Raw genomic sequence first — 21728 nt, 5'->3', positions numbered from 1 at the left:
TTACGCCTCTACTTTCAGGTACTCGTTCTGATAGGTTTGCGGGGTTTTACCCATAATCTGCTTGAAGTTTTTATGAAAGCAACTGAAGTTGTTGAACCCGCTTTCGAAGCACAGCTGCTTGATGCTCATTTTGTTGTCCACAAGTAGCTTACAGGCAAAGCCCACCCTGATCTCTGTCAGAAACTGGGAGTAGGTCTTGCCGGTTCTGTCCTTAAAATAGCGGCAAAAGGACTTAGGGGTAATGCCGGCGATATCGGAAATTTCCTCAAGGGGGATTTTCCTTTTGAAGTGGGAGAGGGTGTGTTCATAGATGGCGTTGATGCGCTCGTTCTCCGCAACGGAGAGGTCGGTTTGGAAGCCAATAGAGGAGAGCAGGGTGAGTTGGTCTTCCTCTGCAATGGTTGTGAGGCACTTTAGCAAGGCAATGATGCGGTGCACACCCGAGGCCTGATATGCTTTCTGCATCATCTTGCCCGCTCTTTTTCCTGCTGTACCCGAAACCAGAATGCCCCTTTTGGCTTTATCGAGCAGCGCTTTTAGCTGCCTGTTTTCGGGCAGGTGGAGAAAGCGGTCTCCCCAGAAGTTCTCTGTAAAGTGAATGGTCGTGCTATAAGCCACGGACTGGTCATGGTCGTGCAGGTACATATCGTCAAAGCGCCAGTAGTGCGGCAGGTTGGCGCCTACCAGCACCATGTCGCCCGGGCTGAACCGCATGATGCTATCACCGACAAACTGCAGCCCACGGCCTTTATGAAAATGTATCAGCTCAACCTCAGGATGAAAATGCCACCTGTTGTTCATGTATGGAATAACGTTCTTGCGAATGCAAAAAGAGCTTGTGGGCTCTGTGGCAACCTTGAGTAACTGGGGTTTCATACTGTGATCCTGCTGAGTTTATTTAAATCTAACATATTACAAGATTAAATGCTATATACATGGGCGGCTGTTATGCTAAATCGAAAAGACAACAGCCACCGCTTCAGAAAGACTTTATGAAAACACTCATATGCACCACTCCCGGAACCCTGGAATATGCTAAAGCTGAAAAGCCTGCATTAACTAAAGGAAATGCAATCATCAGAATCAGGCGGATTGGTGTCTGTGGCACCGACCTGCATGCTATCGAGGGGACGCAGCCGTACTTTGAGTATCCGCGTGTCCTGGGCCATGAACTGGCTGGGGAGTTAATTGAGTTTGACAACGCACCGGGTTTTGAAACGGGCGAGGCTGTAACCTTTATTCCCTACTTTCATTGCGGCGTCTGTATTGCCTGCCGTTCCGGAAAACCAAACTGCTGCACCAAAATACAGGTGTGTGGGGTGCACATAGACGGCGGCATGGCAGAGTACCTTTCAGTACCTTCTTATGCCCTTGTGCACGGGGGCAGCCTGTCTTATGACGCTCTGGCACTGGTGGAGCCACTAGCGATAGGTGTCCACGGCGTCAGCAGAGCGGGGGTAAAGCCTGGGGAATTTGTTTTAGTGGTAGGCGCAGGTCCAATAGGCTTAGGTGTAATGGAGTTTGCGCGAATCGCCGGGGCCACCGTGATTGCTTTGGATATAAACGATACCCGCCTGGCTTTCTGTAAAGAAAAATTAAACATACCTTATACCATCAATGTCTCCGGAAGTAAAGTAACGGAACAGCTGGCAGAAATTACAAACGGTGATATGCCTACTGTGGTGATAGATGCTACAGGCAGCCAAATGGCCATCAATAACGCTTTTCAGTACCTGGCGCATGGCGGCAGGTATGTGCTGGTAGGCTTACAGAAAGGCGAAATCTGCTTCAGCCACCCAGAGTTTCATAAGCGGGAGGCTACCTTGATGAGTAGCCGCAATGCCAACCGTGAAGATTTTGAGCAAATCATTTCAGCTATGGAAAGCGGATTAATAGACCCGGAGGCTTTCATTACGCACCGGGTGAAATTTGACCGGGTAAAGCAGGAATTTGCCCGCTGGCTCAAGCCTGAAACAGGCGTCATAAAGGCAATGGTTGAACTAGCCTGATTCCTGCGACTCAGACAGATGATGAACAAGAATAGAATATTCAAAACAATGGTTCATAAAATTTTAAAAGTACATCCTCAGGATAATGTAGCAGTAGCTTTAACAGACCTGCATGCAGGCGAAATATTAACATATGATGAAGAGCAGTATCTGTTAACGACCACTGTTCCGGCCAAGCACAAATTTGCGACTGTGGATCTGCCCGAAGGCTCAGAAGTGACCATGTATGGGGTGCTGGTAGGGAAAACCGTAGCAAATGTGGCGGCGGGCGCTCTGCTCACCACGCACAACCTCAAACACGCCACTCACGACTTTTCCACTGGCGACCGTAGAATTGAATGGCTGAAGCCTGATGTCTCGCAATGGGAACGTAAAACCTTCAACGGATATCACCGGTCAGACGGAAGTATTGGCACAGCAAACTACTGGCTCGTAGTGCCCCTAGTGTTCTGCGAAAACAGAAATCTGGAGGTATTGCAGGAGGCCTTGGTGGATAACTTAGGCTATGGCAGAAACCGACGATACGAGTCGCAGGCAAAGCAACTGATGGAGCTCTACAAGGCTGGCTACAGTATAGAGCAGGTTCTTCAGACAGATTTGCAGGTAGAAGGCACGCACCAGACCCCACAGCGTTTGTTCCCCAATGTAGATGGCGTCAAGTTTCTGACGCACGCAGGCGGTTGTGGTGGCACCCGGGATGATGCGCAGGCCTTGTGCGGGCTTTTGGCAGGCTATATCACTCACCCCAATGTGGCGGGCGCTACCGTGCTGAGTCTTGGTTGCCAGCATGCACAGGTGGCCATGCTGCAGGAGGAGATACAAAAACGGACTCCTCATTACGACAGGCCACTTTATGTATTAGAGCAGCAAGTAATAGGTACAGAAACAGATATGCTTTCAGAAGCTCTAAAGCGCACCTTTGCCGGACTGATGCAGGCGAATGAAGCGAAACGTGCGCCCGCTCCAATCAGCAAACTATGCATCGGGCTGGAGTGCGGTGGCTCCGACGGGTTTTCCGGTATATCTGCCAACCCTGCCATTGGCTATACCTCTGATTTACTTGTGGCTTTGGGAGGTTCGGTCATTCTTTCAGAATTTCCAGAACTGTGTGGTGTCGAGCAGAACTTAAGCGACCGATGCATAGAAAAAGAAGACGCGGAGCGGTTTTCCCAACTGATGAAAACGTACAATAACAGAGCGATGGCAGTGGGCTCGGGCTTCGATATGAATCCTTCTCCAGGCAATATCCGGGATGGCCTGATAACCGATGCCATCAAGTCGGCGGGAGCGGCTAAAAAAGGCGGTACCTCGCCTGTGGTGGCAGTGCTGGACTATCCGGAGAAAGTAACAAAGTCAGGCCTGAACCTGCTCTGCACGCCTGGCAATGACGTGGAATCCACCACGGCAGAAGTGGCGTCCGGTGCTACTGTGGTTCTCTTCACGACAGGCTTGGGCACACCAACCGGTAACCCCATTGCGCCCGTGGTGAAAATTGCAAGTAACACAAAGCTCTTCAATAAGATGCGGGATATCATAGACATTAACACGGGAACTGTTACAGAGGGAACAGAAACAATACAGCAAACCGGGGAAAGAATACTGGACTATGTGATTGCGGTGGCCAGTGGAGAAGAAGAAGTTTCTGCCGTACGGCACGGGCAGGATGATTTTATCCCCTGGAAAAGAGGAGTATCCCTTTAGGCAATGAAGTATATTATTCTAACTCTATAAAGCTACCGCTTCATTTGGTAGCTTTATAGAGTTAGAATAATATCAAACAAAAAGTCCCTAAGATGCTGCATCTTAAGGGCTTTCATTTACTTGTTGTGGTCGCGAAGGGAGTCGAACCCCTAACCTTCTGATTCGTAGTCAGAACCTGTTATATAATCGATGTTTATAGCTTATTATAAATGTTTGTTTTTATTGCGTATGACCATATTTATGTGATATATGTTTATAGTTATTATTTGGTATTCATGTCAAATGTATGCAAATTGTATGCAAATGCATATGCTGAATATATGAAGAATAAAATTTCTACCTCCATCATTCTAGACACTAGAAGAGTTTTAAAAGACGGTAAATATCCTGTTAAATTGAGACTCACCTTTCAGCGTAAGCAGAAATATTATCAGGCAATCAATGATAGGGGGGAACCCTATACATATACTGAATCTGAATTTACCAAAGTTCGTGATTCCAAGTCCAGAGGGAATCATAAAGATGATAATCTGAGCCTGATTGCAATTGAAAGCAGAGCTTTAAGTGTAATTGAAAAATTACCAGTGTTCAGCTTCGAAACCTTTGAAAATAAGTTCTTAAGCAGCAACTCTAAAGACGATGTATTCGCTGCATTTCGTCAGCAGATAAATCAACTCTCAAAGGAAGGTAGAGCAGGGACTGCGAGTAGTTATGATTGTGCATATCGGTCGTTACTGGATTTTACAGACAGGAAGACACTATTATTTTCATCAGTAACTGTGGACTATCTCAAGAGTTATGAGAAGTGGATGATAGGAGTTGGCAAATCAATAACTACTGTGGGGATATATTTACGTGCCTTACGTGCAGTATATAATGATGCTATAATATCAGGAGAGGCTAATTCAGAACTGTACCCATTTGGAAAGAGAAAATATCAGATTCCAGCAGGTCGAAACATAAAGAAGGCTCTTCCACTGAATGAAATAGAGAAGATATTTAACTATGAACCTGTTCATGATGGAGAGGCTAAAGCTCGTGACTTGTTTGTTTTCTCTTATTTATGTAATGGGATTAATGTTAAAGATATTGCCCGATTGAAGTACGGCAACATAAATGACAATCAGATTGTATTTGTGAGAGCAAAAACCGAACGCACTAGCCGCCAAAACTTGAAACCAGTTGTAGCTTTTATTACTCCGGTGGCGGAGCAAATAATAGAACGATGGGGTAACAAACCAAGGGAAAATGATTCGTATGTGTTTCCAATTCTTATTAAAGGTCTCACACCAGAAGAAGAACTCGCAAAGGTGAGGTATGCAACAAAAGCCATTAATAAGTATATAAAACGCATAGCATCAGCTGTTGGTATTGAAAAAAATGTCTCTACTTATACAGCCCGACACTCTTTCTCAACAGTGATGAAGCGAGCTGGTGCTCCGATGGAGTTTATATCAGAATCTTTGGGGCATAGCAATATGAAAACTACTGAGAGCTATTTAGACAGCTTTGAAGACAATGTAAAGCGGCAATATGCAACTCAACTTACTGCTTTTACAAGTGTAAAAGAATAAACCTTTAATTAAAGTTTAAACTTTTAGTTTCTTCCAACATTAGAAGTCGACGAATATTAAAGAAATTGTAGTGTATTGTATCTCAACTTAAAAGGTGCAAAGAAGCTTTTTTCATCTTGCAAGTTTTTTTAATATGAAACTGAAGCTATTAAAATTTCTCTATAATGAGGAGACTTATGAAGTAATAGCTAAAGCCTTTAATTAATATATTGTTATCGCTTTAAAAATTGTTCAATATGATGAAATGATTCAAAAGCATAGCTACTGCCCTCATAATTTAGATGGTAATATCGCTACAACGCTACTTTTTTAGAAACTCACGTACTTTATTTATATCCTTGCTTACTGCACCTCTTTTTTCTAATTCATCTAAGTCTTCTAAGCAAACAGTAGCAAAACGCTTACCATCTGCGTATTGGAAAGGTTTTAAATGTCGATATATATCCAAAGCTTGTCTATATCTATTTTGAAAGAGCAATGAATGGGCAAGGTTTATTCTAAGCCATATTTGAGATAAATCTTTGTTTAAGCACTTTATAATTAATACCTCTGCTTCTTTAAATTTGAAAGCCAACAGTAGTTGCCAAGAGCGGGTTTCTACGTATTCGCAATACTGCCTTAATACATCTGCATCATTTTCTGATAAAGCATTGATATATTTATCAATCGAATTTAACTTTTTTTCTAAAGCACTTTTCCCAGTTTCTATGTTCAAGCTGTCTAAAGTTTCTGAATAAAGTTTCAATAAGTTTATAGCAGTTAAACTTACTACTGGTGCGTAAATTTTGGGGTAAATTTTTGCCCACTTGTCTCTTAGGTGGAAGGCTTCTAAGTAAACTTCCTCTGCCTTGGTATATTCCTTTTTGTTTCGGTGCAGGTTACCCAAGTTGTGGTACACTGTCGCAATATTAAGTTCATATGTCTGAGGATCAGCCTTAGCTAAACTATTGTATATGTCTAAAGCTTGTAAAAAAGTTTTCTCTGCTTTTATAAACTCATTCTTTGCATGGTACAGGATGCCCAAATTATTTTGAGTTTCAGCAAGTCTTGGTTCAAAAGTCTTTGGGTTGACTTCGAACAGACGACTGTATATATTAAAAGCTTCTATGTAAGCTGCCTCTGTTTTGATCAAATCTTCTTTTATACCATACAGGCTGCCCAAGTTAACTTGAACTCGTGCAACTTCAGGTTCGTAGGTTTGAGGTTCTTCATTAGATAGTTTTCTAAATTTTTCTAAAGCTTCTAAGTGAGCTTTTTCGGCCTTAACATATTCTCTTTTGCTTTGGTAAAGACTACCCAGATTATCTAAAATCACTGCTATGCCTGATTCGTATTTCTTAGGTTCAGCTTTAGCTAAACTTTGGTATGTTCCTAAAGCCTGTAAAAAAGTTGTCTCAGCCTTCCTATACTCTCTTTTGGACGTATATAATAAGGCCAAACTGTTTTGGAGTTTAGCTATATCTGGTTCGAAGATTTGAGGGTAGTCTTGAGCAAACCGCCTGTACATCTTAAAAGCCTCTAAGTAAGCTGCCTCTGCCTTGTTATATTCATTCTTATCCATGTATAAGTTTCCCAAGTTATATTGAATCAATGCTATGTTTGATTCATCGACCTGCGAATTGGTTTTGGAAAGGCGGCTAGATATTTCTAGATAATTTATGGCTTTATCTAGCTGATTAAGCCAAGATAGGAAAGTACCGTAGTAAAAGAAGTATTCTGGATTTGATGAGTCTAATTTTATCAGCAGTTCATAGCTTGATGTAGCACTATCAACTTCATAACGTGTTGTATGTAAATCGGCTTTTAATTTAAGTGCTCCGCCAGTATCTTCAGTTCTCTGCCTCTGTAATGAATCTCGAACTAAAAGCTCTTTTTGTAAAGCTGTTGATTTTTCACGCTCCTGTAGTATAAGATTAACTTTTTTCTCTAAGTCGGCATTGTTTAGGATAGTCATAGCTGAATCTAAGGATCCTTTCTGAAACAGTAAAAAAGCATCTCTGAAAAGAGGAGAGGCATCATCTAAATTCACAGGGGCATATCTGCGTGATAGTTCCTGAATTTGTTCCTCAATCTTCATTCTTTGATCTTCTAACTTTAGCAATTCCTCTTCTATTAGCTTAATCTTCTCATTTTTTTGAAGGTCATTCTTTTTCAGTTCCGCAAGTTGCTTACTTTTGCTTTGTATCAGCTTTTCTAGTCGTTTTTCTGCTTGCGTCTTACCAATCCTGTAAATTGATCGCCGGTATTCACTTATACTATCTGGATGAGCCATGGCTATCCTCACCAACTCATTTTGCCCAGCTATGGCTGACAGGGCATCATGATTAACTATTTCTAATCCAGATTTTTTTATCTGAAACGAGACAGGTTCTTTCTCCGGTATTCCTACATATATAAGCCGAAATTGCCCATTACTGTTTGTAACCGTTGGAGTTGCTCTATCATTATTATCCTCTACTTGTGCATTAGCTACATACTGACGCTTACCTGTGCGGGTCTCACTGTTAAAAATAGAAACCACGCCCACTACATTACTCTGTTGGGCTATCGTCTGAAAAAATATTAATAGGAAGAGGAGGAAAAATACAACCTTCATACACTTTTATAGGAAATGAAGTTATGTTTAGTATATAAGTTATACGTAAAGGGTTATAGTTTTTCCATAACTATTTCTAAAGATTGTCCGGTCTGTGGAAAAGCCGGAGCTGATTTTGTTCTAAATCCCTGCTTAATAAACCATACCTTATATTCTTTTGATTGTAGATACTCTGGAATTAAGATATCAAAACTACCTGTTTCATTAGTTGTATCTATCACTGTGCCAACTTCAACGATAACACCTTCTAATGGTGCATCATTATACAGTACTTTTCCTGCAACTTTATCTACACCTTGTAAGGCAATTGGCATATAAATCATGCCTTCCCTTGTGATGACATATACAGAGTCAGGATATGTAGCTTTATATGGTTCTGAAAAATCTATTTCTAATCTGACACTATCTCCAACATGCAGGTTTTTAAAATTTGCTTCTCCATTCTCACTTATTGCGCTCCTTTTTCTTTCTCCTTTCACATCCATTATTACATGCCCTTCCTGCCGTAAGACTACATCCTGTCTACTTTTTTTACCATGAACAAAAATTGTAACATCAACTGGTGTATCACAATCATCGGGCTTAAATGCACCTATGGGGTTGGTGAAAAATAAAATGAAGGGCAGGGCTACTCCGCCAGTAAGAATAACGCTAATGTTCCATATTTTAAAATTAGCTTTCGATCGGTTGGCACTTCTTGTCAAGAGAAGTGCAATTCCTATTCCTATAAGTGCATAGAGGATAAAATACTGAGCATTGGTAGGGCATGGTACAAGTAAAGCAATAGCACATGCAGATACAATCAAAACAAATCCAGTAAGATTAGAAGCTATTAAAGTTCTCTGTCTCACAAACGATCTACTATTGTGGTGCTTATTTTCCAAAACTTATTTTAATGCAGTTGTTTACTTCCATAAAATGTATTTAGAAGCTTTCTTATAAGCAAGGCTAAGTATTTGATTAAGAAAAAGCTATGTTATAGATAGCCTTCTAAGAAAGAAAATATATTCTTTCTCAGCATAAAATAAGTTCAGCCTATTTAGTGACTACTGTTTACGTATAACATAAAATAATTTCGCTATGATTGGATTATTTTTTAGTTTGCAAGACAATGGGCAACGAACAACATTCTATTGAATTAAAATTTGAGGGGAATGGCATAAAACCCTCAAAGGTTAGAGCCAGTGAGGTTGCAGAGCTGATAACCAGCTTTGAGGCAGCATTGTTGGCTGTTGTCAAGGATAATAATTATGAGTTCGAAGATGCCGAGGTCTTGATAAGTTTTGACGCTATACAGGATAAAAGTTTAAGTATTAAATGCTTGGCACATTCCGCTAAACTTGTTTTACCCGCGTTTGCTCTAGTTGCTACCTCCTTCACGAATGCAGAATTCAATAATCTGCCTTCAGCCTCTCTTGAACATCTAAGGAAAATTACTAAATTTTCAAAAAAGCACAAATGTAGTGGCTTCCTTATTCAAGATGGGGCAAGGCTAGCTGAGTTCGACCAGAATACAGAAGTTACCCATAGTGATGCAGGAACTTTGAGAGGAGATACCACAGTTTATGGGATGGTCTTAAAAGCTGGAGGAGACAATCCTCGTGTCACTCTTAAAATTGATGATAATTATACTGTAAGTTTTGATGTGAAACGAGATATAGCTGTAAAGTTAGCTGAACTTCTTTATAAAGAGGTTGGACTTCGTGGCAATGCAAGATGGGATAGGAAAACTTATAAAGTATTAGATTTTAGGGCAGATGCCATAGTTTACCTCGAGCAGACTGATATTCAGAAGACGTTTCAGGAATTAGGCCAACTGTATAGCAGTACTTTCAAAAATATAAAGGGTTTAAATTCATTTAACAGCTAGGGGTATGAGCAGGCTTGTAATGATAGATAGCCAACTTTTTATTTGGGGGATAAAAGGACAAGCTTCTCTTGGGCAAGAGGACAAGATTCAAACAAGTAAGAGGTTTATCGACTGGTTAAGTATACATGACTGTAAAATACTTTTGCCAGCCCCATTGATGGCAGAGTTATTATCTGGTGTTCCCCCAGATGAGCAGCGAGCTGTGAAAGATTTTTTTGATAAGCGTTTTCGCGTTGCACCCTTTGATACTTTAGCAGCCGAGGTATGTGCAGAACTTCTTTACGATTCTTACAATGACGAAGATTTAAAAGCTTTTAGGAAAGAACACAAAGTATTGAAGAGTTCAATAAAATATGATTGTATGCTTGTGGCTATAGCAATAACTAATAGGGTGGAGGTTATATACTCTGTTGATAAAGATCTAAAACGGTATGCCAATGACCGTATTCATGTTATGGAGCCGCCACATATGCCGACACAAAGTGAGATAGGTCAGCAGCTAAGTATATTTCCAGCTCTTGGCCCAGATGTAGAGGAGACGGGTTTCGATAAATCTCCTTTATTAAATAACCAGATTTTTGAGGTTCAATCAAAAGAGTACTCTCAAGAGAAATAATAACTGTAATACCAGTACATTATTCGAAAAAGAATTTTCTATAAGCGTAGCAGAATCAATAGTATCCTAGCGAGGAGTCTAAATAGAAACACTTAAGTGTTTAAATGCTTGTTAATTGTCGACTAATTTATTCTGTCAAGAAACGAGCTTAATCACCATTGTTAAGTGAAGTCTTATTGAATATTTTCTATTGATATTCATTAATAAATCGTAACAAATTTGAATAGGCTATAATATCAAAGATATATAAATCTGTCTCTCAAACTTTTCATACTGTACTTATGCTAGTATGAAGCCTCACTACAGATTTATAACACAGCTTCACTATCTTTAATAGTTACCGTTTCTCTCCATCCGTACTGAATCACTTCTTTAAATTAAGGTCTTATATAATATAACACGAGTATAATAATACACGATGTTTGATTGATAGTGAGGCCTTTTGTTCATTTCTTAATCTTGAGAGTCACTTCATTTTAATCCCTACTTCAAAAAGTATTTATATTGCTTGCTTATTATATATTGTTTCACTAAAATTACTTCATATTTGTCACTAGTTAAAAATGAAGTAAAACTTATGAAGAGCGTAATCTACACCCGAGTATCTAAGGAAGAACAGACAACGCAACGTCAGGTGAATGATCTTAAGAAAGCTGAGGGATTTGAGGTCATAAAGGTTTTCTCAGAAAATATCAGCGGCTTTACGAAGTCAGTAGTTGAGAGGAAAGTATTACAGGAAATGCTCAAGTACGTGCACAGTAATGAGGTAGAGTGTATCCTCATTTCCGAAATATCACGGTTGGGTAGAAATACACAGGAAACACTTACGCTCATAAAAGAGCTGGAAGAGAAAGGTATCTGCCTGCATATACAGAACTTGGGAATTACACTCGGTGCTGACACTGAGAAAGACAGGATTTTTAACAAGCTCATTATAACGATACTCTCAGATATATCAAGATTGGAGAGTGAGAACCTGTCTTATCGAATTAAGTCGGGATTAAGAAGTAGAAAAGCCCAGGGGCTTCATGTAGGGCGTATGGTTAATAGCTCTGAGTCCAGAGAAAAGTTTCTCTCAAAGCACAAGCAAGTTATCAAGTATCTCAACTTGGGTAGGAGCTATAAGGAGATACAGGCTATCACTGGAGCAGCCCCCGCCACAATTAGTAAGGTGAAAAAGTCTTTATCAGAGAGGTAAAGTAGCCCCCCCTCCTTAGGAATAAAAAGAGGGGGGTACCTATTTCCGTTCATAAAGGCGCATATATTATCCGCTCAATTTTAAACTGTTGAAGTACAGTAATCTGCTGAATTAGACTATATCAGATACTAGAGGTCAATCTGTTCTTTCACCCTTCTTATTGCTCGAAACATGTTTAGACGCGTCTGTTGATGAGCGAATGCATTTACAAGCTCCTCTAACTCCTTTGAGTACTCTCTATGCTTGCGGTAGCCCATCCCAAGTGCTGTTAATCCGCTCAGCGTTACTAAATATTCATCTCTTAAACAATCGTTTTCCCTGTCAACGTAAAACCATTTGTGAAAATTTTGCTCCTTAAACTCTGTGCTACAAGCGAGGTTGCTGATTTTTTTCATAAGATAATTGTGGTTGTAGCTAAATTTCTCAGCAAGTACTGTTGTAGTTGTGGCAGCCTTGCCAGCGATACTGTGTGATGCTAGCTTTTCTTTTCCTGCTTGGTTCATGTTGTTTCCTTTCTCCATTTTTACCTCCTTTTTTAATGAATCAATTTTTAATCTGTTTAATTTTACTGTTTTTTCACTGTGTGTTCACTCTTCTATAAATCCCCTCTATAACACCCAATACTATGTTCCGGTAGAATGCCACGTTTTACCTTCTCCTCTTCCTGTATCTAATGAGAGGTGTGATTTCATCGGGCAGCTGCTCCAGAATTCTGACCATCCCAGCGTACTTGCCTCTGCTTATGATCTTGGTTCTGAACCTGCCATAACAATTGGGATATAATTCCTTTAGACCCTCCCTGATGTAAGGGTTCTTAGGTACTATGTCTACTGTTATAAGCTTCTCCTTCGTCTTAAGGAGGCCTACTTTTTCTGCAAGATTCTTGAGTTCAGAGCACCAACTCCTGGCCTTGCCTGTCATCTCCACTAAAGTGCTAACAGGTAATCCAACATAGTCAGGAAAAGGGAGAGGCAGGCTTGGGTTGGTGCGCTCCCAATATTTAGGCACGAGCCTGTGCTCTCCCTTCCTTTTTCTTTTTGCATACTCCATTGATTTGATCTTCTTACCCACTATGGCGGCAAAAACAAATATCCTGAAGTGTTTAAGGTGCTTAGTCTCGAACTCTGCGCAGGTCTCTGAGCGTATACCAAGGTCCGAGCATACTCTCTCATAACTTCTGATAAAATAGTAGTCTGAGGTGCTGTTGTAGCCTATCCAATTCAGCTGTTGTAGCCTTTCTAAGCGCTTATCAAACGTATGGTGGCTCTTGGCCCCGTGCAGTTCCTTCAGCGGCTTAAACATGCTCTTCTTGCCTCTGATTTTGCCAGAAAAGTAGAGCTTGAGTGCTATGTACAATCTTAGTTCTTCTATTAATTCATTCAGCTGAGCGTGGTGTAATAGGTTAATAGGTATCCAAGAGAACTGCTGAGGTAGGAGCTCTGTTGTCTGTGCATCCATTTAGAATTAGGAAGCTCTTCTTCTGCTGACCCTCATAAATACAGATGCATCAGTCTCAATTTCAGCCTGAGTTCTCTGGTAACCTTCTCTCACCCAATCGGCAAGTTCCTTCTGAGAGAAGTATAGCCTTTTTCCTCTTTTAGAGTGTGGGATTTCTCTGTTGCGGGTTTTACTATAAATTGTAGCACTCGATAAGTTAAGGAAAGCAGAAGCCTCCTTGATAGTCATTAAACTTCCGGTGAATTGTTGCTTATCTGTTTGATCGAGTTGCTCTTCGATTCTCAGTAGTATAGATTCTAATCGCTCTATACGTTTCTCGATAACTGTAAATGGATTTTCTGTCATACGCCTCTTTCATTTGATTCGGTACAAATGTCTGAAAGAGTGTATTTGCAAAATTTGCTAATTATTTGCAGATGGGTTTGCTACTGTTTTTCTTTATAGCATCGAGCAATCTTTGTTTGTGACGAACTACCTCTTGACGTTCAAGTGCACTTGCGTTTGATTCACTGTAGTTGCTAATATATTTATACAGAAGCTGCCTTGTGCCAACATTTTTGAAGGTAGTTTTAAGGGCTCGCTGTAACTCTTCTTGTCCTGTAAAATGCTTATCAATTAGATACCCCAGCTCATTCAATACGATTAGCATTATTGAATATTCTTTCTTGCGTTTTACACTTGTGTACAGCTCTAGTATGATAGGATATATTTTTTTCCCCTCATCTGTTAAGAGATAATAAAAGTCAAACTCTGTAACTGTAGCGGGGATTTTATGTTGCTGTTCTGTAATTATTTGCTGCTGGTGTACTTTATATTGTGCTACCTCTTTTATCTTGGCTATTATTTCTCTCTGAAGTTCATATAATGGGTATAAATCCCAAGTTATGGCACCGTCCAATAATTTGTCTGTGTCAGGTACTTTTTCCTCACTACCATTAGGAAATTTAATAGCTTTAAAAGGCAGCTCCTTTCCCTGCTGGACGTATTGCTCTTCCAATTCGAATATTCTGTTAGAATAGCTTGCCTCTACTTGATCCTTACGGTTCAAAGTATAGTAGTGTACTTCCTCCAGAAGTGCCTTGAGCCTGTCCATCTTGTAATTACCTGTAGCTTGGTCCACATACTCTAATATGGCTAATCTATCAAGTTCTCCTGCTTCTACGAGTAATAAAAATTCTTTTAGGTTTGTTCTATCCTTCATCTCACTTTATTTACAGGCTCTATTGTCGCTTTTGATGTCACACCAAATTTACTGATAATTAAAAATATTAAAGCGGAGGTAGAAATCTACACCGTATATAGTAGTACATAAATAAATTGGTGCCCCTACCCCTCTGACCTCTTAGAAATATTTCCCCAATTCCTGCCTTATACATAGGAATAATTCGGACTCCTAAAGAATTTATAATCTACATATTACTTAAAGGTGTAGAAGCATTAGGGGCGCTCGAGTGGTCAAGCAGATTATTAACCTCAGAAGGCAATTAGAGAGATGGAATCATCAGAATGCAACATGGATGAGGGTGTAGTTGAAATCTGTCGCAGAAGCCCTCTACTTGAGATTAGAAAGTCCACTAATTATCGAACTTGATAGGAAGGTGAAAGAGGTAGCTCTGAACCAGCAAAAAGCAGCTTGAGTCAGATGCCAAATTTGAAAATTGTGCCATTTTTTTTTAAGAAGTTAAAATAAGAAGTTAAAAAAGGTGTTTTTTCGTCGGCGCCAAACCCCACCCTTAGAACAACCACTTCCCCATTGCGTGTTGTAAGACAGAACATCACATGTAGCTACTACTTTTAGATTCAGCGATTGCTGCTCTGTTTGCTAAGTAACTTATTTTATTTTGTATTTTTAATATTATATATTGCCTTATAGGTAATAGTGTTCATACATGCTCTCTTAAAAAAAGATCAATGAATATTAACGACAGGTTCGAATTTGGTAAATATAAGGGGTTAAGGTTGATAGATGTTTACCAAGGCACTTTAAATATAGATAGATGTTTACTGAGGGAATATGTAAACCACCTATTGAATACAAAAGCAAGACATCACTATGAAAGAGCTATCAACTGTTTAAAACTTGAATTTACAGATGAATTCATAGTGACTGAAAGTGAAATCAAGGCTTATATTTACATTGAAAGCGAGGCTACTCGCGGTACTGACGATCCTGAGCTTATTTGTGTGCCAATCAGCTATAATCTTGAAGATGACCTGCAAAGTTATCTGACTATAGGCAATATCAGATTGGGCACTGAGATAGGGGGCTTCCATTCTCTTATAGAGTTCAATAAGACCAAGGGCAATGAACATATAATAGGAGGAGACCCGCAATATATTTCTTGGTGTATTCATAATGTTGGCAGTTTCTGTATTCCAGCAGAAGAACTTGCTTTGTTGGAGGAGAGCAAGGTTGCTGCCTTTAAAGGTTTTACTGTCATAAGAAAAGGGGAGGGTATATTCGAATATGCCCCGTGCATCAACAGAGAGGCTTACCAGTTTCAGGAGAAAGTAAAGGAAATTAACCGGGAGAAATTAAATAAGCTATCATCAGAGCCGGATGATAGGGAGGAGGGTTACCGAGAAAGTGGGCCTGAAGCCTATGGCTATGACAGTTGGGAAGAAATGGCATATAGGGAAGCTTTTGAAGAAGATGATGATGCTTGGGATCATTATAACCAGTAGAACCAATATGCACTGTATTTTTATAGTTCCTTCCATATAAGACATTCCTATATTTACATAAACATTAAAGTTACAACATATTCATGGCTAAGAAGACAGCAGCGAAGAAGCAAAAGAGCATGGAAGAGACCTTGTGGGATTCTGCCAATAAACTAAGGGGCACCGTTGAATCTTCAGAATATAAGCACGTAGTATTGAGCTTGATATTCCTGAAGTTTGCCAGCGACAAGTTTGAAAATCACAAGGAGAAATTAATAGAGAAGGGGCTGGAGCAATTTGCCGAGATGACCGAGTTCTACGCAAAGGATAGCGTTTTCTTTTTGCCTGAAGAAACCCGTTGGAGCTATATCATAAGCAAAGCAAAACAAAATGATTTAGCCATCATCATTGATACAGCCTTAACAACCATAGAGAAAAAGAACCCTACGCTAAAAGGTGCCCTTCCTGATAACTACTTCTCAAGGCTGAACATGGAGCCGAGTAAGCTGGCAGCCTTAGTAGACACTATTAATAACATTGACACGCTAAAGGACCAACAGCAGGATGTTGTAGGTCGAGTGTATGAATACTTCTTAGGTAAGTTTGCCTTGGCAGAAGGAAAGGGTAAGGGCGAATTCTACACGCCAAAAAGTATAGTAAACCTGATAGCTGAAATGATTGAACCTTACAAAGGTATCATCTATGACCCTGCCTGTGGTTCGGGTGGTATGTTTGTGCAATCTATCAAGTTTATAGAGAGCCATCACGGCAATAAGAAAGAGGTATCTATTTACGGGCAAGAGCAGACAGCGACAACCTACAAGCTGGCAAAAATGAACTTGGCTATACGGGGTATTTCTGCTAACATGGGAGCGGTGCCAGCCGATACATTCGGCCGTGACCAACACCCTGACCTGAAAGCTGATTTTATTATGGCTAACCCCCCTTTTAACCAAAAGGATTGGAGAGGCCCCAATGAACTGACAGATGACCCGCGTTGGCGTGGGTATGATGTGCCACCAACGGGAAACGCTAACTATGGCTGGATTCTGAATATGGTATCTAAGCTATCTGCAAACGGTGTAGCTGGTTTTATCCTGGCTAATGGTGCCCTTTCAGGTGGTGGTGAGGAGTACAAGATTCGCAGAAAGCTGATTGAGAATCGATTAGTGGAAGCCATCTTGGTGCTACCAATGCGAATGTTCTATACCACTGATATTAGTGTTACCCTTTGGATTTTGAACAACAATAAGCAGGCCCGAATTATTGAGCAGAACGGTGTGGTTAAAAACTACCGTGACCGTCAAGATGAAATCCTTTTTATGGATTTACGCAGGCTGGGTGTTCCATTTGAGAAGAAGTTCATTCAGCTCTCAACTGAGGAGGTGCAAAAGGTAGCTTATACGTTTCATACTTGGCAGCAAAACAGTTTTGAAACGGATTATTCTGATGTAGCGGAGTTCTGTTATTCTGCAAGCATTGAGGATGTGCAAGCTAAGGATTACTCTCTTGTGCCAAGTAAGTACATTGAGTTCATCAACCGCGATGAGAATATAGACTTTGATGAAAAAATGGCACAGCTAAAAATTGAATTTACAGACCTGCTTCGTGCCGAAGCACAATCTAAAAACGATTTGCTGAATGTTTTCAAAGAACTTGGATATGCAATCGAACTATAAGCCACTCGGTAAATACATAAAGCAGGTTAATACACGTAATGAGGGCTTATCTGTATCCTTGCTGAAAGGTATAAACATCAATAAGGAAGTTATGCCTTCAGTAGCAAACACAAATGGTACTGACTTAACAAAGTATAAAATTGTTGAGAGAGGCCAGTTTGCCTACAATCCGATGCACGTTGGCCGTGACGAGGTGCTGCCAATAAGTTTGTTACAGGCAGATGAGAGAGTGATAGTATCTCCCGCCTACACTGTTTTTGAAGTAATTGATGAGGGGGAGCTGCTGCCTGAATATTTGATGATGTGGTGTAGAAGGTCAGAGTTTGATAGAAATGTATGGTTTACCACAGACAACAGTGTAAGAGGGGGCTTTAGCTGGGACTCTCTGTGTGAAATGCAGCTTCCTGTTCCACATATTGACGAGCAACGGGAGATTGTAAAGGAATATAACATTATAGTTAACCATATTAAGTTAAACGAGCAACTAATCCAAAAGCTTGAAGAAACCGCTCAGTCAATATATAAGCAATGGTTTGTAGACTTTGAGTTTCCTGATGAAAATGGTCAACCTTATAAGTCAAGTGGAGGTGAAATGCTTTACAATTCTGAGTTGGATAAAGAGATTCCTAAAGGTTGGAAAGCCTGTAAGTGGGGCAAAATCTCATCATTAGAATATGGGAAAGGATTAAGGAGTTATCAGAATGGTAAGGGTGGAGTTCCTGTGTATGGAACAAATGGTCAGGTTGGTTGGACTACTCGCCCACTTGTAGATTCTGAAGGTATAATTATTGGTAGAAAAGGTGTATATCGAGGTGTGCATTTTTCAAACCTTCCTTTTTACGTTATAGATACTGCATTTTTTCTTCTCCCTAAAGTGGAGCTGAATTTAAAGTGGGCATACTATGAAATTCTTCATCTGAATTTAGATGAACTTGAGTCAGGTTCAGCCATCCCTTCTACAAGTCGTGATGATTTCTATGATTTAATTAGTGCTGTACCTTCAAAAGAATTACAAGATTCATTCGCGAAAGTTATGACAACACTTTTCAGCACAAAATTCTTGATGGAAGAGCAAAACAACACATTGCAAAATCTCTCAGTTCTTCTGTTATCTAAGATTTCAAAGGCTGCAAATGTCGAGAAAGCAGAAGTATTATGAAATTCACTGAACAGAAATTAGAGCAGGCCTTTATTGAGCTATTAGCAGTAGAAGATATTCCCCATCTTTCAGGTCAACTGATAGAGCGTGATGCTGCGGAGGTCCTTTTTAAAGAAGATTTAACAGCTTTCTTGCTGGAGCACTATGCAGCCGATGGGTTGACTCTTTCTGAAGTGAATGCAATCATAAAAGAGCTGGAGAACTACTCTGCTTTCGACCTATATGAAAGTAACAAAGCCATTATGCAGCGGGTGTCTGATGGCTTTATCTTTAAACGGGAAGACCGTAACATTAAAGACCTGTTTATTCAGCTTATAGATTATTCTGAGCAGGATAATAACATATACAAAATAGTCAATCAGCTTGAGATACAAGGCTACGAAAAGCGTATTCCTGACGGTATTCTTTATATAAACGGATTGCCTTTAGTCGTGCTCGAGTTTAAGAGCGCAATAAGCGATAACTGTTCTATTCACGATGCCTATATACAGCTTACTGTTCGCTATAGCCGCGATATTCCTGAGCTTTTTAAATACAATGCCTTTTGTATCATCAGCGATGGCGTAAACAATAAGGCTGGTTCTTTATTTGCCCCTTACGAGTATTACTATGCATGGCGTAAAACAGAAGGCCTTGAGAAAGAGGCAGACGGCATAGGCTCGCTTTATACCTTAGTAAAGGGTATGCTAAACAGGCACCGCCTGCGTGATATTATACAGAATTTTATTTACCTGCCTGACAGCTCCAAGAAAAACGAGAAGATTGTATGCCGTTACCCACAGTACTACGCGGCCCGCAAACTATTTGAGAATATAAAGCTGCACCAACGTCCGCAAGGTGACGGTAAAGGAGGTACCTATTTCGGGGCTACAGGCTGTGGGAAGAGTTTTACAATGCTTTTCCTGACCCGTCTGTTAATGAGGAGTGAGTATTTCTCAAATCCTACCATCGTACTGATTACCGACCGTACTGACTTAGATGACCAGCTTTCAGGCCAATTTACCAACGCCAAGAAGTACATTGGGGATAACACCGTTATCAGTGTAGAGTCAAGGGAGCATTTGAGGGAGTTGCTGCAAGGCAGAAATAGCGGCGGCGTATTCCTAACTACCATTCATAAGTTTACAGAGGATATAAACTTGCTCACAGATAGGACCAATGTTATCTGTATATCAGACGAGGCCCACAGAAGCCAAGTGAACCGGGAGCAAAAGATAAAGATTACAGAGAGAGGGGTAGAGCGTACCTACGGCTTTGCCAAGTATCTATACGACTCACTCCCAAATGCCACCTATGTGGGCTTTACTGGTACTCCGATAGATGCTACGTTAGAAGTATTCGGGGGCGTAGTGGATGCCTACACTATGACGGAATCCGTGAAAGACGAAATTACGGTTAGAATCGTGTATGAAGGACGTGCCGCCAAAGTATTACTTGATAACAGCAAGCTCAAAGAGATTGAAGCGTACTATGCCCGCTGTTCTGAAGAAGGAGCTAACGAATATCAGATAGAGGAAAGCAAGAGAGCGACAGCGCAGATGAACGCCATCATTGGGGACCCCGACCGTATTCGTGCCGTGGCACAGGATTTTGTTAACCACTACGAGAAACGAGTATCAGAAGGGGCTACCGTGAAAGGTAAGGCTATGATAGTATGCAGTAGCCGCCCGATTGCCTACAACCTTTATCAGGAAATCATTGCCTTACGTCCTGAATGGACTGAAGTGAAAACCAGCGAAGATGGTGCTGAACTGACCGAAAAGGAGCAAAAGGAAATCAAGCCCATGGAGCGAATCAAAATGATTATGACCCGTGGCAAGGATGATAAGAAAGAGCTCTATGACCTATTGGGCTCCAAGGAATACCGGAAGGAGCTGGACCGTCAGTTTAAAAATGCTAAGTCTAATTTCAAAATTGCCATTGTAGTCGATATGTGGCTCACTGGTTTCGATGTGCCGTTCCTGGATACTATCTATATTGATAAGCCCATACAGCAACATAATCTGATACAGACCATTTCCCGTGTAAACCGCAATTTTGAAGGCAAGCAAAAAGGTCTTGTAGTGGACTACATCGGTATCAAGAAGCAAATGAACTTGGCGCTGAACAAGTTCTCTAAAGTAGATGGCACCAACTTCGAAGACATTGCTCAATCAGTAGTAGTAGTAAAAGATCACTTGGATTTGCTCGCTAAACTGTTCCATAAGTTTGACGCTGCACCTTACTTTTCAGGGCACCCACTGGAACAGCTGGAATGCCTGAACAAAGCCGCTGAAAATGTGCAGCTGACACAGGACTTAGAGAAGCGCTTTATGGGCTTTGTGAGGCGCTTAAAGGCCGCGTATGATATAAGTTGTGGCAGCGAGGAGTTTACGCCGTTAGAGCGCGATTATATCCATTTTTACATGGCTGTACGCTCTATAGTGTTTAAGCTCACGAAAGGGGACGCGCCTGACACAGCACAAATGAACGCGAAGGTCCGCGAGATGATAAAAGAGGCTATTCAAAGTGACGGTGTAGAGGAGATTTTCAAGCTGGGAGATGATAAAAATAGCAAAATCGATATATTCGATGAAGACTACCTGAATAAAATCAGCAAGATTAAACTACCTAACACAAAGCTAAAACTCCTGCAACAGTTACTGGCAAAGGCTATAGAAGAGTTCAAGAAAGTGAACCGCGCCAAAGGTGTCGATTTCTCAAAGAAGCTGAAGACGCTGGTAGATAAATACAACGAGCGCAAAGAGCATGATGTGTTGCAAAGTGAGGTGCTCGAAGACTTTACTGATGAAATCATAGACCTGTACTACAGCCTGAAAAAGGAGAAAGACTCCTTCCAAGATATGGGTATAGACTTCGAAGAAAAGGCCTTCTATGATATTCTAAAGGCTATCGCTATCAGGTACGATTTCACCTACCCTGAAGAGAAGTTGATACACCTTGCAAAGGAGGTGAAGAAGGTAGTAGACGATAAAGCTAAGTATACAGACTGGAGCCAACGCGATGACATCAAAGCGGAATTGAAGGCAGACTTGATAGTGCTCTTGGCTATGAATGACTACCCTCCGATAACAAAAGACGAAGTATTCAAAGAGATATTCGAGCAGGCTGAGAACTTCAAGAAGTATCAGTCGGTGTAGAGCTGGATATAGCAAAGGGGGCACCCCCACCCTTCGAAAATCAATTACCCCTTCTTCCTGGCTG

Annotated in this window: 17 protein-coding genes; 10 read left to right on the top strand and 7 right to left on the bottom strand. The window is 40.7% G+C overall.

From position 1 onward, the window contains the following. Positions 1-801: an AraC family transcriptional regulator gene (locus tag ACFS7Z_RS07110; protein ID WP_377482782.1), complete on the bottom strand. Its 801-nt coding sequence runs from the start codon at positions 799-801 to the stop codon at positions 1-3. A gap of 191 nt (positions 802-992) precedes the next feature. Between ACFS7Z_RS07110 and ACFS7Z_RS07105 the strand changes: the two genes are divergently transcribed. The 3 genes from ACFS7Z_RS07105 (at position 993) to ACFS7Z_RS07095 (ending at position 5284) form a co-directional block, all read left to right on the top strand. Then, positions 993-2009 carry a zinc-binding alcohol dehydrogenase family protein gene (locus ACFS7Z_RS07105; RefSeq protein WP_377482780.1) on the top strand — a complete coding sequence of 339 codons (1017 nt, stop codon included), beginning with the start codon at positions 993-995 and terminating at the stop codon, positions 2007-2009. 48 nt (positions 2010-2057) lie between these two features. Then, entirely contained in the window at positions 2058-3710 is a 1653-nt protein-coding gene (locus tag ACFS7Z_RS07100) for a UxaA family hydrolase (protein WP_377482777.1), read from the top strand. A gap of 320 nt (positions 3711-4030) precedes the next feature. Beyond that, a complete protein-coding gene (locus tag ACFS7Z_RS07095; protein WP_377482775.1) occupies positions 4031-5284 on the top strand; it encodes a tyrosine-type recombinase/integrase in 1254 nt (417 codons plus the stop codon). Positions 5285-5585: 301 nt separating this feature from the next. On the opposite strand, the gene ACFS7Z_RS07090 is transcribed toward ACFS7Z_RS07095, so the two are convergent. Together ACFS7Z_RS07090 and ACFS7Z_RS07085 are read right to left on the bottom strand one after the other, a co-directional pair. Further along, positions 5586-7880: a tetratricopeptide repeat protein gene (locus tag ACFS7Z_RS07090; RefSeq protein ID WP_377482773.1), complete on the bottom strand. Its 2295-nt coding sequence runs from the start codon at positions 7878-7880 to the stop codon at positions 5586-5588. A gap of 53 nt (positions 7881-7933) precedes the next feature. Next, a complete protein-coding gene (locus ACFS7Z_RS07085) occupies positions 7934-8731 on the bottom strand; it encodes a hypothetical protein (RefSeq protein ID WP_377482771.1) in 798 nt (265 codons plus the stop codon). Positions 8732-8991: 260 nt separating this feature from the next. Here ACFS7Z_RS07085 and ACFS7Z_RS07080 point away from each other — a divergent pair, with 260 nt between their 5' ends. From ACFS7Z_RS07080 to ACFS7Z_RS07070, 3 genes are all read left to right on the top strand, one after another. Next, complete coding sequence (locus tag ACFS7Z_RS07080) at positions 8992-9750, top strand: hypothetical protein (RefSeq protein WP_377482769.1); 759 nt, start codon at positions 8992-8994, stop codon at positions 9748-9750. 4 nt (positions 9751-9754) lie between these two features. Further along, positions 9755-10366, top strand: coding sequence for a hypothetical protein (locus tag ACFS7Z_RS07075; protein WP_377482767.1), 612 nt, complete (start codon positions 9755-9757; stop codon positions 10364-10366). Positions 10367-10943: 577 nt separating this feature from the next. Next, complete coding sequence (locus tag ACFS7Z_RS07070; RefSeq protein WP_377482765.1) at positions 10944-11564, top strand: recombinase family protein; 621 nt, start codon at positions 10944-10946, stop codon at positions 11562-11564. Positions 11565-11692: 128 nt separating this feature from the next. Here the strand turns inward: ACFS7Z_RS07070 and ACFS7Z_RS07065 are convergent, their stop codons facing one another. From ACFS7Z_RS07065 to ACFS7Z_RS07050, 4 genes are all read right to left on the bottom strand, one after another. Beyond that, positions 11693-12085, bottom strand: coding sequence for a hypothetical protein (locus ACFS7Z_RS07065; protein ID WP_377482763.1), 393 nt, complete (start codon positions 12083-12085; stop codon positions 11693-11695). A 127-nt stretch (positions 12086-12212) separates the two neighbouring features. Further along, positions 12213-13022, bottom strand: coding sequence for a hypothetical protein (locus tag ACFS7Z_RS07060; RefSeq protein ID WP_377482761.1), 810 nt, complete (start codon positions 13020-13022; stop codon positions 12213-12215). A 6-nt stretch (positions 13023-13028) separates the two neighbouring features. Beyond that, positions 13029-13367 (bottom strand): helix-turn-helix domain-containing protein, encoded by a 339-nt coding sequence (locus tag ACFS7Z_RS07055; RefSeq protein ID WP_377482758.1) that lies wholly within the window; start codon positions 13365-13367, stop codon positions 13029-13031. Between the two features lie 61 nt (positions 13368-13428). Beyond that, positions 13429-14223, bottom strand: a complete 795-nt coding sequence (locus ACFS7Z_RS07050; protein WP_377482756.1) for a hypothetical protein — start codon at positions 14221-14223, stop codon at positions 13429-13431. A 710-nt stretch (positions 14224-14933) separates the two neighbouring features. Between ACFS7Z_RS07050 and ACFS7Z_RS07045 the strand changes: the two genes are divergently transcribed. From ACFS7Z_RS07045 to ACFS7Z_RS07030, 4 genes are all read left to right on the top strand, one after another. After that, on the top strand, positions 14934-15707 hold the full coding sequence (locus ACFS7Z_RS07045) for a hypothetical protein (RefSeq protein ID WP_377482754.1): 774 nt from the start codon (positions 14934-14936) through the stop codon (positions 15705-15707). Positions 15708-15790: 83 nt separating this feature from the next. Beyond that, a complete protein-coding gene (locus ACFS7Z_RS07040) occupies positions 15791-17365 on the top strand; it encodes a type I restriction-modification system subunit M (RefSeq protein WP_377482752.1) in 1575 nt (524 codons plus the stop codon). Then, the gene (locus ACFS7Z_RS07035; protein WP_377482750.1) at positions 17328-18524 is read left to right on the top strand and encodes a restriction endonuclease subunit S; all 1197 of its coding nucleotides are present in this window, start codon (positions 17328-17330) and stop codon (positions 18522-18524) included. Before ACFS7Z_RS07040 ends, ACFS7Z_RS07035 begins: the two co-directional genes overlap by 38 nt. After that, positions 18521-21664, top strand: a complete 3144-nt coding sequence (locus tag ACFS7Z_RS07030) for a type I restriction endonuclease subunit R (protein WP_377482747.1) — start codon at positions 18521-18523, stop codon at positions 21662-21664. Before ACFS7Z_RS07035 ends, ACFS7Z_RS07030 begins: the two co-directional genes overlap by 4 nt. The last annotated feature ends 64 nt before the right edge of the window (positions 21665-21728 follow it).

The organism is Pontibacter toksunensis, from assembly GCF_042686245.1.
Classification (GTDB): domain Bacteria; phylum Bacteroidota; class Bacteroidia; order Cytophagales; family Hymenobacteraceae; genus Pontibacter; species Pontibacter toksunensis.
Note: the sequence above shows the minus strand (reverse complement) of the source record. Positions and strands in the feature narration are given on the sequence as shown.

Bases quoted from the DNA above. Each gene is read 5' to 3' on its own strand.
- ACFS7Z_RS07110 (WP_377482782.1), bottom strand. From the start codon at position 801: ATGAACAACAGGTGGCATTTTCATCCTGAGGTTGAGCTGATACATTTT.
- ACFS7Z_RS07105 (WP_377482780.1), top strand. From the start codon at position 993: ATGAAAACACTCATATGCACCACTCCCGGAACCCTGGAATATGCTAAA.
- ACFS7Z_RS07100 (WP_377482777.1), top strand. From the start codon at position 2,058: ATGGTTCATAAAATTTTAAAAGTACATCCTCAGGATAATGTAGCAGTA.
- ACFS7Z_RS07095 (WP_377482775.1), top strand. From the start codon at position 4,031: ATGAAGAATAAAATTTCTACCTCCATCATTCTAGACACTAGAAGAGTT.
- ACFS7Z_RS07090 (WP_377482773.1), bottom strand. From the start codon at position 7,880: ATGAAGGTTGTATTTTTCCTCCTCTTCCTATTAATATTTTTTCAGACG.
- ACFS7Z_RS07080 (WP_377482769.1), top strand. From the start codon at position 8,992: ATGGGCAACGAACAACATTCTATTGAATTAAAATTTGAGGGGAATGGC.
- ACFS7Z_RS07075 (WP_377482767.1), top strand. From the start codon at position 9,755: ATGAGCAGGCTTGTAATGATAGATAGCCAACTTTTTATTTGGGGGATA.
- ACFS7Z_RS07070 (WP_377482765.1), top strand. From the start codon at position 10,944: ATGAAGAGCGTAATCTACACCCGAGTATCTAAGGAAGAACAGACAACG.
- ACFS7Z_RS07065 (WP_377482763.1), bottom strand. From the start codon at position 12,085: ATGGAGAAAGGAAACAACATGAACCAAGCAGGAAAAGAAAAGCTAGCA.
- ACFS7Z_RS07060 (WP_377482761.1), bottom strand. From the start codon at position 13,022: ATGGATGCACAGACAACAGAGCTCCTACCTCAGCAGTTCTCTTGGATA.
- ACFS7Z_RS07055 (WP_377482758.1), bottom strand. From the start codon at position 13,367: ATGACAGAAAATCCATTTACAGTTATCGAGAAACGTATAGAGCGATTA.
- ACFS7Z_RS07050 (WP_377482756.1), bottom strand. From the start codon at position 14,223: ATGAAGGATAGAACAAACCTAAAAGAATTTTTATTACTCGTAGAAGCA.
- ACFS7Z_RS07045 (WP_377482754.1), top strand. From the start codon at position 14,934: ATGAATATTAACGACAGGTTCGAATTTGGTAAATATAAGGGGTTAAGG.
- ACFS7Z_RS07040 (WP_377482752.1), top strand. From the start codon at position 15,791: ATGGCTAAGAAGACAGCAGCGAAGAAGCAAAAGAGCATGGAAGAGACC.
- ACFS7Z_RS07035 (WP_377482750.1), top strand. From the start codon at position 17,328: ATGTTTTCAAAGAACTTGGATATGCAATCGAACTATAAGCCACTCGGT.
- ACFS7Z_RS07030 (WP_377482747.1), top strand. From the start codon at position 18,521: ATGAAATTCACTGAACAGAAATTAGAGCAGGCCTTTATTGAGCTATTA.